We start from the raw sequence: 11,224 nt of genomic DNA, 5'->3' as shown, positions 1-11,224 counted from the left end.
CCGGAACACGCGTCCCGCCCGCTCGCGCCAACCCCGCGCCGCCCTCAGGTCCTTGGCGATGGACACGTACTCATGGGTGGCGACCTTGAGCAGGTTGTACGTGTCGATGTTCTTGGTCAGTCCGTACCGGGGCCGTTCGGTCTCGGCAGCGAACGACCCGAACAGCCGGTCCCAGACGATGAGGATGCCGCCGAAGTTGCGGTCCAGGTAGCCGCCCTGGGAGGCGTGGTGGACGCGGTGGTGGGAGGGGGTGTTGAACGCGAACTCGAACCAGCGGGGCATCCTGTCGATGCGCTCGGTGTGGATCCAGAACTGGTAGACGAGGCTCGCCGAGGAGCAGAACGCGAGCGCGGCGGGGTGGACGCCTGCGACGACGAGCGGGACGTAGAACGGCCACACGGTCAGGGACGTCCAGGGCTGGCGCAGCGCGGTGGTGAGGTTGAACTTCCGGCTGGAGTGGTGGACGACGTGGCTGGCCCACAGGATGCGGACGACGTGGTGGCCGCGATGGGACCAGTAGTAGAAGAAGTCCTGCCCGAGCAGCATCAGCGGGACGGTCCACCACAGCACGGGCACGCGCAGCGGGGTGAGTTCGTACAGGGCCGTGTAGATCGCCAGGATCGGGATCTTCCAGAGGAAGTCGAAGAAGAGGCTGCCGAGCCCCATGCCGACGCTCGTCGCGGCGTCCTTCGCCTCGTAGCCCTCCGCGTCCTCGTCGGGATGGAGGCGGAAGCTCACCATCTCGACCACTGCGAGCAGCACGAAGGCGGGGATGGACCACAGCACGACATCGGGCAGGTTCGGCATGCAAGCACCGTAGGACCGGCGCCCTGCCCCGGCCAGACGTTGTTACCCACAAGTATTACCGACGGTACACGCTTGCTTTTGGCGGTCCCCGCCAATCCGATACGGGACGAAGAGGGGTCACTCTCCGGTCGTCTTGGCCACCAGCGCGCTGTACGTCAGCTGCAGCGCGTCCGCGCCGGCCAGCGCGGTGAGCGCCCCCATGGCGGTGCGGGTGGCGCGTGGCCACAGCAGCTGTCCGGCGGTGAGGGTCGAGGCCACCCAGACGCTCATGCAGAACGGGCACGTCACCAGCTCGCCGACCGTGTCCTTGGCGTCCTCGGACCGCGCCTCCTCGTGCAGCTCGGCCGGCCCCTGCGGGCCCTGGAACGTGGTGAAGGGAGCCCGCAGCGGGCTGGTCACCGACGCCTTGCTCAGCAGCCGGCTCAGGCGGAACGTCGCTACCGCGGTCAGAGCCACGTCCCACGGCACGGGCCGGTCCGGCAGCGGACGGCCGCGCATCTTGACCACCGTCGCCCACCCCGCCGTGTACACGCCGAAAGCCGCCATGGTGACCAGATAGCCGCGCAGCGGGCGGTCCTCCTCCGCCGAGTAGGTACGTTCGGTGCGCTTCCACCGTCGCATCAGACGCTCCCCGAAACGGCCCTCAGATGCTGCGCCCACGGCCCTCTTCCTCTTCTCCCTGTGCCGGTGCCTCGTCCGCTTCGCGCTCGTCCGGCCGCTGCGCACCGTGCTCACGTCGCAGCCTGGGGTCCACGTGCCCGTCGACCGCTCCCGCCGACGCGGCGGGGCCGGCCGCCGCCGGTCCGACACTCGAGTCGGGCAGCATCAGCATCCGGTTCTGGCCCATACGGCGGTGACCTGGCTTTCTCCTCATGGGCGGTGGGTCCCCCCGGGGAAAGGGGACAAACAGCCCGGTTCAGGGCGCCAGGGCCTTGGGCCGGCGGTCCCTCGCGCCGTCGTCAGGAGCGCGCGAGCCGGGCGGCGAGATAGGGCGCGGTGGCGCTGCGGCGGGCCCTCGCCACCTTGGTCGGCGGGCCCTTCGCGACCACCCGGCCACCCGCGTCGCCGCCGCCCGGCCCGAGGTCGATGATCCAGTCGGCGGTGGCGACCGTGTCCAGGTCGTGTTCGACGAGGACGACCGTGTTGCCGGCGTCGACAAGCCGGTGCAGTTGTCGCAGCAGCAGCGCGATGTCCGAGGGGTGCAGCCCCGCCGTCGGCTCGTCGAGCAGGTAGAGCGCGTGCCCGCGGCGGGCCCGCTGCAGTTCGGTGGCCAGTTTGATGCGTTGCGCCTCACCACCGCTGAGTTCCGTCGCGGGCTGGCCCAGCCGCAGGTACCCCAGTCCTACCTCGCGCAGCGTCTCCAGACTGCGGGAGGCGGCCGGGACGTCGGACAGGAACTTGGCGGCGGCGTCGACGGACAGCGCCAGTACGTCCGCGATGTTCTTGCCGCGGTAGGTGACTTCCAGCGTTTCGGCGTTGTACCGGGCGCCCTGGCAGGTCGGGCACGGCGCGTAGGTACCGGGCAGGAACAGCAGTTCCACGGCGACGAATCCTTCGCCCTGGCAGGTCTCGCACCGTCCTTCGGGCACGTTGAAGGAGAACCGCCCGGCCGAGTAGCCGCGCGCCCTGGCCTCGTCCGTCGCCGCGTACAGCTTGCGCACCGCGTCGAACATCCCCGTGTACGTGGCCAGGTTGGACCGGGGAGTCCGGCCGATGGGCCGTTGGTCGACCAGGACCAGCCGGTCGAACGACTCGACCCCCGACGCGTCCTGGACGTCGACCTCCAGCTGCGCCTCGTCGGGCTCCTCGGGTACGAGTCCGAGGTGGCCGCGGACCACCTCGGCGAGTACCTGCGTCACCAGCGTCGACTTTCCGGAACCGGACACCCCCGTCACCGCCGTCAGTACGCAGAGCGGTACGTCGACGGCCACATCGCGCAGATTGTGGCGGGAGACGCCGCGCAGGTGCAGCCAGCCGTGCGGGGTGCGCGGGCGATGATCGAGCGGTTGGGCGCGCCCGAACAGGTACTGGCTCGTGGCCGACTCCCCGACCTCCTCGAGACCGGCGACCGGGCCGCTGTACAGCACGCGTCCGCCGCCCTCGCCCGCGCCGGGGCCGATGTCGACCACCCAGTCCGCCCGCCGTACGACGTCCATGTCGTGCTCCACGACGAACAGCGAGTTGCCCGCGGCCTTGAGGCGGTCCAGCACGTCCAGCAGCGGCTCCGCGTCAGCCGGGTGCAGGCCCGCGGAGGGTTCGTCGAGGACGTAGACGACGCCGAACAGCCCCGAGCGCAGCTGGGTGGCGATCCGCAGGCGCTGCGCCTCGCCGGGTGACAGGGTCGTCGAGCGGCGCCCGAGGCTGAGGTATCCGAGGCCCAGGTCGAGCAGTACCTCGATCCGCGCGACCAGATCGCCGCAGATGCGGACCGCGACCTCGGTCGTCTCCCCGGATCGGGCGGTCGAGGTGGTGGCGTCCGCCTCGGACCGCCCGGCGACGGGCCGCAGCAGCGCCGCGACCTCGGTGAGCGGCATCGCATTGATCTCGGCGATGGAACGTCCGGCGAAGGTCACGGCGAGCGCCTCGGGCCGCAGACCGCTGCCGTGACACTCGGGGCAGGGCACACTCCTGACGAACCTGAGCGCCCGTTCGCGCATCTTCTCGCTCTTGGAGTCGGCGAGGACGTGCATGACGTGCTTTCGGGCGCTCCAGAACTTGCCCTGATAGCCGTAGTCGATGCGGTCCTCCTCCGGCTCGATGTACACGGAGGGCTGCTCGTCCGTGTACAGCAGCCAGTCCCGGTCCTTCTTCCTGAGCCTGCGCCACGGTCGGTCGATGTCGATGCCCAGGCCGTTCACGACACTGCGCAGGTTGGCCCCCTGCCAGGCGCCCGGCCAGGCGGCGATCGCCCCCTCGCGGATGCTCAGCGAGGGGTCCGGGACGAGCAGGTCCTCGGCGACGTCGTGCACGACGCCCAGTCCGTGGCACTCCGGGCAGGCGCCGGCCGCGGTGTTGGGTGAGAACGACTCGGCTTCCAGCCGCGCGGCCCCGGGCGGATAGGTGCCGGCGCGGGAGTACAGCATGCGCAGCAGATTGGACAGGGTGGTGATGGTGCCGACCGTCGAGCGTGAGCTGGGCGACCCGCGCCGCTGCTGCAGGGCCACGGCGGGTGGCAGTCCGGTGATGTCCTGCACGTGCGGTGCGCCGACCTGTTGCAACAGCCTTCGGGCGTACGGTGCCACGGACTCGAAGTAGCGCCGCTGGGCCTCCGCGTAGAGCGTGCCGAACGCGAGCGAGGACTTGCCCGAACCGGAGACGCCGGTGAAGGCGACCATCGCGTCCCGCGGAACGTCGACGTCGATGTTCCGCAGGTTGTTCTCACTGGCGCCCCGGACGTGCACGAAGGGGTCGGTCGCGTCCTTGTTCACCGTTCCTGCTTACCTGATCGCACCGGGAACCGCGCGACGGGCGCCGCCACCGGCCCCCCGCCCGCACGAGCGCGGCCCGGGCGGGTCGGGTCCCCCAGGAGACCTTTCACCGGGTGAGGCGCACATCTGATCGACTGAGGATCGATCAGACGTACGCCCCGTGAACGGACAGACCGGACAACACGCCTGAGGGGGCGTCGGAAGAGCCCGGCGGACGCACCTGGCGGATGGGGCTGTCAGTCGCGGCCCGTATCCTCAGGAACCATGCTGGAAGACCTCACGACCGCAGTGTTCTCCGCCACGCCGTGGCCGACCGCGTACCCCAAGGGATACGCGGTCGTTGACGTGGAGACCACGGGCCTGGCCCGGGACGACCGCATCATCTCGGCGGCGGTCTACCGGCTGGACGAGCGCGGCGAGGTCGAGGACCACTGGTACACGACCGTCAACCCCGAGCGCGACCCGGGCCCGGTGTGGATCCACGGGCTGACGAGCGAGGCCCTCGAGGGGGCGCCCCTCTTCCCGGACATCGCCGAGGAGTTCACCGCCCGGCTGGCCGGCCGGGTCCTCGTCGCGCACAACGCCGTCTTCGACTGGCAGATGATCGCCCGGGAGTACGCACGCGCCGAGCGCGAGGCGCCGGTGCGGCAGCGGCTGTGCACCATCGCGCTCTCCAAGGAGCTTGGGCTGCCGCTGCCCAACCACAAGCTGGAATCCCTCGCCGCGCACTTCGGCGTCGTCCAGCAGCGGGCGCACCACGCGCTGGACGACGCGCGCGTGCTGGCGGAGGCGTTCCGCCCGAGCCTGCGGGCCGCCGCGGCGAAGAACGTACGGCTGCCGCTGCACGAGTGCCGGCCGCTGACCGAATGGACGGACCGCCCCGCCACACCCCGCATCGGACAGCAGGCGGGTGGCCCCGGGGGCTACGGCGGCTACCGGCCGAGCAGCTGGCGCCCGTCCCGCAAGCGCCCCGCCTGCCCCTACCCCAACCCCGGGCGGTACGAGCCGGGCGGGCGGCTCAAGCAGGGCATGCGGGTCGCCTTCTCCGGCGACACCTCCACCGAGCGGGACCTGCTGGAGGACCGCGCGACCGACGCCGGGCTGCATGTGGCCACGAGCCTGTCCCGGCTGACCAGCCTGCTCGTCACCAACGACCCGGACTCGGGCACGTCCAAGGTCGTCAAGGCCCGGCAGTTCGGCACGCCGGTCGTGGACGAGGCGGCGTTCGGGCAACTCCTCGCCGATGTGGAGCCGGCGTCGGAGGGATGACCGTACGGACGGGTGATTGCCGGGCGACTCGCCCGGCGCCCGCTCGCCCCCACGGGGACGACGGCTCACCCTGTGGCGCATGGCGACCTGTGAGGTATGTGGCAATCAGTACGGAATGACCTTCGAGGTGCACGCGCAGGGCGCGGTGCACGTCTTCGACTGCTTCTCCTGCGCGATCCACCGTATGGCCCCCATCTGCGAGCACTGCCGGGTGCAGATCATCGGCCAGGGCGTCGAGGTCGAGGGCCACTGGTACTGCGGCGCCCACTGCGCCCGCGCGGAGGGAAAGGTAGGAATTGTCGACAAGGTGTGAACCCGTACCCGCCTGAATGCACCCCACGACCGAGTTGTACGGTCGTGGGGTGTACCGCTTCCTGATGTCCCGGCAGTGGGTGATCCTCACGCTGATCGCCCTGCTCCTCATCCCCACGATGATCAGGCTGGGCATCTGGCAGATGCACCGCTACGAGGAGCGCACCGCCCGGAACCAGCTGGTCACCGACGCCCTGGCGGCCGAGCCCGTCCCCGTGGAGAGGCTGACGGCGCCCGGGCACACCGTGACCAGCGCCGAGCGGTACCGCACGGTGACCGCGAAGGGCCGCTTCGACACCGAGGACGAGGTCGTCGTGCGGCGCCGCACCAACTCCGACGACGAGGTCGGCTACCACGTACTGACCCCGTTCGTCCTGGACGACGGCAAGGTGCTGCTGGTCAACCGGGGCTGGATCCCCTCCGACGGCCCGAGCCAGACCACGTTCCCGAAGGTCCCCGCCCCGCCCGGCGGCGAGGTCACCGTCACGGGACGGCTGATGCCCGACGAGACGACCGCGGCGAGCGGCATCAAGAACCTCCAGGGCCTGCCGGACCGGCAGATCATGCTGATCAACAGCGATCAGCAGGCCAGGCGCCTGGACGCCCGGGTGCTCGGCGGCTACATCGCCCAGACGTCCCCCGAGCCCACGGGCGACACCCCCGAGCTGATGGGCAACCCGGGCAAGGAGGACGCGGCGCTGAACTACGCGTACGCCATTCAGTGGTGGCTGTTCGCCGCGGCCGTCCCGGTCGGCTGGACGGTCCTGGCCCGCCGCGAGGCCAGGGACCGGGCCCGGAAGGCGGCCGAGGGCGCCGACACGACGGAGGCCGAACCGGCGGCGGTGTAGTCGCTCGGACCGGGTCGGACGCACGCCCCGCGCCCCCCGGCCGGAACACATCACTCCCCCGGCTCCCGCCCTGATTGCCACGCCGAGTTGCCGGGAACCCGCACTCCGTGCACCCCAGCATCGAGGACTACGCGCTCATCGGCGACGAGCAGACCGCGGCCCTGGTCGGTACGGACGGATCCGTCGACTGGTTGTGCCTGCCCCGCTTCGATTCGGCCGCCTGCTTCGCCAGAATGCTCGGCGACGAGGACAACGGCTACTGGCGCATCGCCCCCGTGGGCGCGGACCGCTGCACCAGGCGCGCCTACCGCCGCGACACCCTCGTCCTGGACACCGAGTGGGAGACGGCGCAGGGGGCCGTCCGGGTCACCGACCTGATGCCCCAACGCGACCGCGCCCCCGACCTCGTACGCGTCGTCGAGGGCCTGGACGGCGAGGTCACGCTGCACAGCGTCCTCAAGCTGCGCTTCGACTACGGCTCGATCATCCCCTGGGTGCGCCGGGCCGACGGCCACCGCGTCGCGGTCGCCGGCCCGGACTCCGTCTGGCTGCGCAGCGAGCCTGAGGTGACCAGCTGGGGCGAGGACTACGGCACGCACGCGGAGTTCACCGTCAAGAAGGGCGAGAAGGTCGCGTTCGTCCTCACCTGGCACCCCTCCCACGAGCCGCGCCCGCCGCTCGTCGACCCGTACGACGCGCTGCGCCACAGTGTGGAGGACTGGCGGGCCTGGGCCTCGCGCTGCCGCTACGACGGCCCGCACCGGGACGTCGTCGTCCGCTCCCTGATCACCCTCAAGGCGCTCACCTACGCCCCGACGGGCGGCATCGTCGCCGCCCCCACCACCTCGCTGCCCGAGGAACCGGGCGGGGTGCGCAACTGGGACTACCGCTACTGCTGGCTGCGCGACTCCACCCTCACCCTGAACGCGCTGCTCGCCGCGGGCTACCAGGAGGAGGCGGAGGCCTGGCGCAACTGGCTGCTGCGCGCCGTCGCGGGCGACCCGGCGGACCTGCAGATCATGTACGGCGTGGCGGGCGAGAGACGGCTGCCCGAGTTCGAGCTGCCGTGGCTCTCCGGATTCGTCGGGTCAGCCCCCGTCCGCATCGGCAACGACGCCGTGAACCAGCTCCAGCTGGACGTCTACGGCGAGGTCATGGACTCCCTGTCCCTCGCCCGCGAGTCGGGCCTGTCCCCCCAGCCGGACGTGTGGGCGCTGCAGACCGCTCTGATGGACTTCCTGCGGACCAGCTGGCAGCAGCCGGACGAGGGGCTGTGGGAGGTGCGCGGCGGCCGGCGCCAGTTCGTGCACTCCAAGGTGATGGTGTGGGTGGCCGCCGACCGGGCCGTGCGCACCCTGGAGCGCCATCCGGAGCTGGACGGCGACCTGGACGGCTGGCGCACGCTGCGCGACGAGGTGCACCAGGAGGTGTGCGAGAAGGGCTATGACGCCGAACGCAACACCTTCACGCAGTCCTACGGCTCGCGCGAACTGGACGCCGCGCTGCTGCTCATCCCGCGCGTGGGATTCCTGCCTCCGGACGATCCGCGGGTGATCGGCACGATCGACGCGGTCCGCGAGGAGCTGGCCCACGGCGGTGGTTTCCTGCGCCGCTACAGCACGGACGACGGGGAGGTCGACGGACTGCCCGGCGGCGAGGGCGCCTTCCTGGTGTGCTCGTTCTGGCTCGCCGACGCCCTGTACATGACGGGTCGCACGAAGGAGGCCCGCGAGCTGTTCGAGCGGCTGGCGGGCCTCGCCAACGACGTCGGACTGCTCTCCGAGGAGTTCGACCCGGTGACGGGCCGGCACCTCGGCAACTTCCCGCAGGCGTTCAGCCACATCGGGCTGGTGAACACCGCCCTCGCCCTGTTCGGTGAGGACGGGGCAGGATAGGGACCATGGATCTTGGACTGAAGGACCGGGTGTACGTCGTCACCGGGGCCACGCGGGGTCTCGGCAACGCCACCGCGCGTGAGCTCGTCGCGGACGGGGCGAAGGTGGTCGTCTCGGGGCGGGACGAGAAGACCGTCGCCGAAGCGGCGGCCGAGCTGGGACCGAACGCCGTCGGGGTCGCCGTCGACAACGCCGACCCGGAGGCGGCGGCCCGGCTGATCGCGGCCGCGCGGGAGAACTTCGGCCGCTTCAACGGCGTGCTGGTCAGCGTGGGCGGCCCGCCGGCCGGGTTCGTCGCGGACAACACGGACGAGCAGTGGCGGGCGGCGTTCGAGTCGGTGTTCCTCGGTGCGGTACGGCTGGCCCGCGCCGCCGCCGCCGAGATGGAGGCCGGGGGCGTCATCGGGTTCGTGCTGTCCGGGTCGGTCTACGAGCCGATCCCGGGGCTGACCATCTCCAACGGGCTGCGGCCGGGGCTGGCCGGGTTCGCCAAGTCGCTCTCCGACGAGCTGGGGCCGCGCGGCATCCGGGTGGTCGGTGTCCTTCCCGGGCGGATCGACACCGACCGGGTGCGGCAGCTGGACGCGCTGTCGGCGGATCCCGAGGCGACCCGGGCGGCGTCGGAGTCGCGGATCCCGCTGCGGCGGTACGGGGCTCCGGAGGAGTTCGGGCGGGTGGCGGCGTTCCTGATGTCCCCGGCGGCCTCCTACCTGACCGGCGTCATGGTGCCGGTCGACGGCGGAGCGCGGCACGGGTTCTGACGGGCCGCGACCGGTTGTGCGCGTCCTCAACTCACCCGTTCGGCGCCGTGCTTGACGCCCTTGAGTCTCACCTCCGCCGGAAGCGAGGCGAGGCCCGCCGACGTCTTGGCATGGGTGAGGGGGCCGGTCGCGAAGTCGGTCAGCGCCGTCCCCGGGTCCACGTGTGGCTCCAGTGCGAGGCGTACGTGGGCCTCGGGGGCGCCGCGACGGCCCTTGAGGTGCGCGTGTGCCCCGCCCACGCCGTCGATGTGGGCCGCCTCCTGGGTGAGGACGTTCTCCAGGGCCCGGCCGCGCAGGAGGGCGCCCTCGCCGTCGCCGGTGTCGACGAGGAGCTCGGCCAGACGGCGCCGGCGCAGCACCGCGACAAGCCACCACAGGGCGAGCAGCAGCAGGACCGCGAGGACGGCGATGACGACCGGCCACCACCAGCCGTCGTCGCGCCAGCGGGTGCGCTCGGCGTTGCTCAGCAGCACGTCGTGCTTGCTGTCGTGGATCCACCACGAGGGCGCCGGGGCGCCGAGGCCCACGGCCAGGACGGAGCCCCCCAGCACCAGCAGGACCAGGCCCACCAGGCCGAGGAACACGCGGTTGACGATGCCGAGCACCGTGGTCACCCCTTTCGGCCGGGCCGCCGGACACGCACCGACAGCGAGGGCGGCCGGGACAGCCCCAGTCCGCGGACCGCGTCGGAGAGCACGTCGTCCAGCTCGGTCTGTACGTCGTCCAGTTCACGGAAGTGCGACACGGCACGGACGTCCGCCCGCCTGCGGCGCACCCGTACCCGCGCCGCCTGCACGCCGGCCACCTCCATGGCCCGGTCCCGCAGCGCGGAGGCGGCGGCGTCCCGGTGCAGTCCGGCGCGTACGCCGGCGTGTCTGCGGCGCATCGGGAGCACGTCCCGCAGGCCGGGTGTGGCGGCCAGGATCAGCAGCCAGAGGCCGAGGAGCGCGGCGACCCCGGCGCCGACGAGCACCCAGGTGTCGTCCAGGGGCCGTTCGGCGAGCTGCTCGGCCAGTTCCCGGCGCCAGTACATGCCGGGCCGGCCGGCGCGCACGGAGACGATGTCGTAGAGGAACAGCCCGGTGAGGCCCAGGAGCAGCAGGGCGACGATGCCGGCGGGGACGCGCCGCGCCGACCAGAAGCGGCCCTCGGGTTCGCCCTCGTCCTCGGGTCCGGGCGGTGGTTCGTCGGCGGCCGGGGACTCGGACCGGTCGGCTCCGCCGCCGTTGTCCGTCTCCTGCTGGAGGACGGGCAGCCGCTGCGTGGCGCCCTCGGCGGGCTGTTCCTCGTCGCGGGGTTCGCTCATCGCGCCCTCCCCTGTGCCGTGCCGTGCGCCGCGGTCAGGTGCAGCCGCTCCACGTGCACGACGACCTCCGGCACCTGCATGCCCACCAGGTCGCTTACCCGCTCGACGACTTGGTGGCGCACCGCGCGGCAGCGGGCGCCGACGTCGCAGGGGTAGTCGAGTTCGATGTGGACCCGGACGTGGGCCACTTCGTGGTGGACGGTGACGGACGCGGACGGCCGGTCGGCGTCGGGCGGCGGCGTGCCGACGGCCTCGCGGGCCGCCTGCGAGGCGATCTTCGCGACGACCCGGTCGGCGATCCGGGTCGCGCCGCGCTCGCCGGGCGGGACGACCGCCAGGGGTCTGTCGAGCTCACCGGCCCCCGTGCTCACGGGCGTCACCGCCGCCGTTCACGGACATGGAAGAAGTCGCCGAAGTCCATGTCCCCGTCCAGGAACCGGCCGACGACGAAGCCGACGGCGCCCAATGCCGCCACCAGCACGAAGGCGCCGAATCCGCCGAAGTATCCGGCGAAGGCCAGCGCCATGCCGGCGATCATGCCGACCACGGCCATGCTCATGCGCGTCTCAGCTCCTCAGCCGCTGTGGTGTCCGATGGA

13 protein-coding genes are annotated in these 11,224 nt (G+C 71.9%); 5 read left to right on the top strand and 8 right to left on the bottom strand.

What is annotated here, in order from left to right; all coding sequences use genetic code 11:
* The 4 genes from K4G64_RS20715 to uvrA all read right to left on the bottom strand — a co-directional run.
* Window positions 1-807 (bottom strand): sterol desaturase family protein (locus K4G64_RS20715; RefSeq protein ID WP_221757514.1); only part of this gene is annotated, 807 nt, incomplete at its 3' end.
* A 117-nt stretch (window positions 808-924) separates the two neighbouring features.
* Window positions 925-1,428 (bottom strand): DUF1360 domain-containing protein, encoded by a 504-nt coding sequence (locus K4G64_RS20710; RefSeq protein ID WP_221757513.1) that lies wholly within the window; start codon window positions 1,426-1,428, stop codon window positions 925-927.
* A 22-nt stretch (window positions 1,429-1,450) separates the two neighbouring features.
* A complete protein-coding gene (locus tag K4G64_RS20705; RefSeq protein WP_221757512.1) occupies window positions 1,451-1,654 on the bottom strand; it encodes a hypothetical protein in 204 nt (67 codons plus the stop codon).
* Between the two features lie 112 nt (window positions 1,655-1,766).
* A complete protein-coding gene (gene uvrA / locus K4G64_RS20700; protein WP_221757511.1) occupies window positions 1,767-4,235 on the bottom strand; it encodes an excinuclease ABC subunit UvrA in 2,469 nt (822 codons plus the stop codon).
* A gap of 264 nt (window positions 4,236-4,499) precedes the next feature.
* On the opposite strand from uvrA, the gene K4G64_RS20695 reads away from it, so the two are divergent.
* From K4G64_RS20695 to K4G64_RS20675, 5 genes are all read left to right on the top strand, one after another.
* Window positions 4,500-5,504 (top strand): DEDDh family exonuclease, encoded by a 1,005-nt coding sequence (locus tag K4G64_RS20695; protein ID WP_221757510.1) that lies wholly within the window; start codon window positions 4,500-4,502, stop codon window positions 5,502-5,504.
* Window positions 5,505-5,583: 79 nt separating this feature from the next.
* A complete protein-coding gene (locus K4G64_RS20690) occupies window positions 5,584-5,817 on the top strand; it encodes a hypothetical protein (RefSeq protein ID WP_078625432.1) in 234 nt (77 codons plus the stop codon).
* A 49-nt stretch (window positions 5,818-5,866) separates the two neighbouring features.
* Window positions 5,867-6,664 carry an SURF1 family protein gene (locus tag K4G64_RS20685; protein WP_308122442.1) on the top strand — a complete coding sequence of 266 codons (798 nt, stop codon included), beginning with the start codon at window positions 5,867-5,869 and terminating at the stop codon, window positions 6,662-6,664.
* Between the two features lie 107 nt (window positions 6,665-6,771).
* Complete coding sequence (locus tag K4G64_RS20680) at window positions 6,772-8,559, top strand: glycoside hydrolase family 15 protein (RefSeq protein ID WP_221757508.1); 1,788 nt, start codon at window positions 6,772-6,774, stop codon at window positions 8,557-8,559.
* 5 nt (window positions 8,560-8,564) lie between these two features.
* On the top strand, window positions 8,565-9,320 hold the full coding sequence (locus tag K4G64_RS20675; RefSeq protein WP_221757507.1) for an SDR family oxidoreductase: 756 nt from the start codon (window positions 8,565-8,567) through the stop codon (window positions 9,318-9,320).
* A 26-nt stretch (window positions 9,321-9,346) separates the two neighbouring features.
* On the opposite strand, the gene amaP is transcribed toward K4G64_RS20675, so the two are convergent.
* From amaP to K4G64_RS20655, 4 genes are read right to left on the bottom strand one after another with little or no spacing between them, the layout of a single operon-like run.
* Window positions 9,347-9,934 carry an alkaline shock response membrane anchor protein AmaP gene (amaP, locus tag K4G64_RS20670; protein WP_221757506.1) on the bottom strand — a complete coding sequence of 196 codons (588 nt, stop codon included), beginning with the start codon at window positions 9,932-9,934 and terminating at the stop codon, window positions 9,347-9,349.
* Window positions 9,931-10,626 (bottom strand): DUF6286 domain-containing protein, encoded by a 696-nt coding sequence (locus tag K4G64_RS20665; protein WP_221757505.1) that lies wholly within the window; start codon window positions 10,624-10,626, stop codon window positions 9,931-9,933. Before K4G64_RS20665 ends, amaP begins: the two co-directional genes overlap by 4 nt.
* Window positions 10,623-11,006, bottom strand: a complete 384-nt coding sequence (locus tag K4G64_RS20660; RefSeq protein ID WP_221757504.1) for an Asp23/Gls24 family envelope stress response protein — start codon at window positions 11,004-11,006, stop codon at window positions 10,623-10,625. The genes K4G64_RS20665 and K4G64_RS20660 overlap by 4 nt, the downstream gene beginning before the upstream one ends.
* Complete coding sequence (locus K4G64_RS20655; protein WP_221757503.1) at window positions 11,003-11,185, bottom strand: hypothetical protein; 183 nt, start codon at window positions 11,183-11,185, stop codon at window positions 11,003-11,005. The genes K4G64_RS20660 and K4G64_RS20655 overlap by 4 nt, the downstream gene beginning before the upstream one ends.
* Between the last annotated feature and the right edge of the window lie 39 nt (window positions 11,186-11,224).

The organism is Streptomyces sp. WAC04114, from assembly GCF_019733245.1.
Lineage (GTDB): Bacteria > Actinomycetota > Actinomycetes > Streptomycetales > Streptomycetaceae > Streptomyces > Streptomyces massasporeus_A.
The sequence above is the reverse complement of the archived record's forward strand: the minus strand, read 5'-3'. Positions and strand labels throughout refer to the sequence as shown.

Bases quoted from the DNA above. Each gene is read 5' to 3' on its own strand.
- K4G64_RS20710 (WP_221757513.1), bottom strand. From the start codon at position 1,428: ATGCGACGGTGGAAGCGCACCGAACGTACCTACTCGGCGGAGGAGGAC.
- K4G64_RS20705 (WP_221757512.1), bottom strand. From the start codon at position 1,654: ATGGGCCAGAACCGGATGCTGATGCTGCCCGACTCGAGTGTCGGACCG.
- K4G64_RS20695 (WP_221757510.1), top strand. From the start codon at position 4,500: ATGCTGGAAGACCTCACGACCGCAGTGTTCTCCGCCACGCCGTGGCCG.
- K4G64_RS20690 (WP_078625432.1), top strand. From the start codon at position 5,584: ATGGCGACCTGTGAGGTATGTGGCAATCAGTACGGAATGACCTTCGAG.
- K4G64_RS20675 (WP_221757507.1), top strand. From the start codon at position 8,565: ATGGATCTTGGACTGAAGGACCGGGTGTACGTCGTCACCGGGGCCACG.
- K4G64_RS20665 (WP_221757505.1), bottom strand. From the start codon at position 10,626: ATGAGCGAACCCCGCGACGAGGAACAGCCCGCCGAGGGCGCCACGCAG.
- K4G64_RS20655 (WP_221757503.1), bottom strand. From the start codon at position 11,185: ATGAGCATGGCCGTGGTCGGCATGATCGCCGGCATGGCGCTGGCCTTC.